This window comes from Streptomyces sp. ATLC9, from assembly GCF_057196705.1.
This window is the reverse complement of sequence record NZ_JBXUOY010000666.1, coordinates 1-223: the sequence shown is the minus strand read 5'-3', so window position 1 is coordinate 223 and position 223 is coordinate 1. Positions and strand designations below refer to the sequence as shown.

Sequence of the window (223 nt, the reverse complement as noted above, 5' to 3'; positions counted from 1 at the left end):
GCTGACCAGCGGGTGTGCGTGGCGGATGCTGCCCGACACGTTCGGTGTCTCGCCGGCGACCGCACACCGGCGGTTCACCGCCTGGGCGAAGGCCGGGGTCTGGCGGCGGCTGCACCGGGCGGTCCTGGACGAACTCGGAGCACGCGGGGAGATCGACTGGACCTCGGCCATCGTGGACGCCGCGAACGTGCGGGCCAAAAAGGGGGCACGCTGACCGGGCCGA

The 223-nt window shown here is 73.1% G+C and carries 1 pseudogene; it reads left to right on the top strand.

The annotated features are described in order from the left end of the window. Positions 1–205, top strand: a pseudogene (locus AC2CJA_RS27560) (transposase); the annotation flags it as partial. Between the last annotated feature and the right edge of the window lie 18 nt (positions 206–223).